A 1,564-nucleotide genomic window follows, 5' to 3' on the forward strand; every position below is an offset into this window, starting at 1 on the left:
CGAAGTAAAAGCCCGTACCGTTCTATAATAAATTGAAATATGCGAATATGGGAATGAGGCTAGGCAAGCCGAATTCTCTTTCGTATACTGTATATATGGAAAAAACAACGGAATCATCCCAGGACACAATTGCATATTATCAAGCGCAAAACGAAAAGCTTGAGATGGAAAAAGAAGTGCTGGAGGCAAAATTAAAATGGTATGAAGAACAATTTCGCCTAAGCCAAAAGCACCGTTTCGGTGCTTCCAGCGAGAAAACCAATCCAGATCAACTTTCTCTATTCAATGAGACAGAAGATACTTCTGATTCCTCCTCCGAAGAACCAACGATAGAGACGATTACATATAAGCGTCAGAAGCAAAAAGGTCAACGCGACCAAAAGCTTGAAAACCTGCCTGCAGAAACGGTAGAATACCGTTTACCTGATGAGGAACAGGTCTGTTCGTGTTGCGATGGTCCCTTGCATGAAATGAGCAAGGATGTGCGCAAAGAATTGAAAGTTATTCCGGCAGAAGTAAAAGTCGTGGAACATGTTCGCTATGTATACAGCTGCCGTCATTGTGAACACCATGAAATCGAAACGCCTATTGTGAATGCACCGATGCCCCATTCTGTATTTCCAGGAAGTCTGGCATCTCCTTCGGCGATGGCTCATACCATGACGCAAAAATATGTAGAAGGCATGCCTTTATACCGCCAGGAAAAACAGCTGGAACGCTTCGGAGTTTTTATCCCGCGTCAAACATTGGCGAACTGGAACATGTATGGAGCAGATACCTGGCTGTCTCTTATCTATGAGGCGATGCATACGCATCTCACCCAGCAAGATGTTATCCATGCCGATGAAACAACGGTTCAAGTTCTGTCGGAGCCGGATCGTCCAGCAACGTCTAAATCCTATATGTGGTTATATCGTACAGGAAGAGAAAGCAATCCGATTATCCTGTATGATTATCAACAAACACGCGCAAGTAAACATCCACGCCGCTTTTTAACAGATTATACTGGATATATCCATGTGGATGGTTACGCAGGTTACAACGGTCTTCCTAACGTAACGCTGGTAGGCTGCTGGGCGCACGCGCGCCGGAAATTCACAGAAGCATTACAAGCACTTCCAGAAGCTGCGAAAACCAATAAGGTCAAAGCAGAGGAAGGGTTGGACTTCTGTAATCAACTATTTCAAATCGAACGCGATTTAAAGGACGTTAGCCCTGAAATACGTTATGAAGAAAGACAAAAACGCAGCCAGCCTGTTCTGGAGGCTTTTTCGGTGTGGCTTCGTGAACAAACACCGCGTGTGCTGCCTAAAAGTGCCTTAGGTCAAGCTATCAAATATTGTCGTAACCAATGGGATCGTTTAGAAGCATTTATGAAGGATGGTCGTCTGGAAATAGATAATAATAGGGCCGAGCGATCTATCAAACCTTTCGTTATTGGACGGAAGGCATGGCTATTTAGCAATAGCGCTAAAGGAGCTAAAGCTAGCGCCATTATCTATAGTGTTGTGGAGACAGCGAAGGAGAACGGATTAAATCCATTTAAATATCTTCACTATCTATT

1 protein-coding gene is annotated in these 1,564 nt (G+C 43.9%); it reads left to right on the forward strand.

What is annotated here, in order from left to right; all coding sequences use genetic code 11:
- Positions 1–95 precede the first annotated feature (95 nt).
- Positions 96–1,564 (forward strand): IS66 family transposase (gene tnpC / locus ACFQ19_RS20180; RefSeq protein WP_379594656.1); only part of this gene is annotated, 1,469 nt, incomplete at its 3' end.

The sequence above is a fragment of the Oceanobacillus locisalsi genome (genome assembly GCF_042675985.1).
Classification (GTDB): Bacteria; Bacillota; Bacilli; order Bacillales; family Amphibacillaceae; genus Oceanobacillus; species Oceanobacillus locisalsi.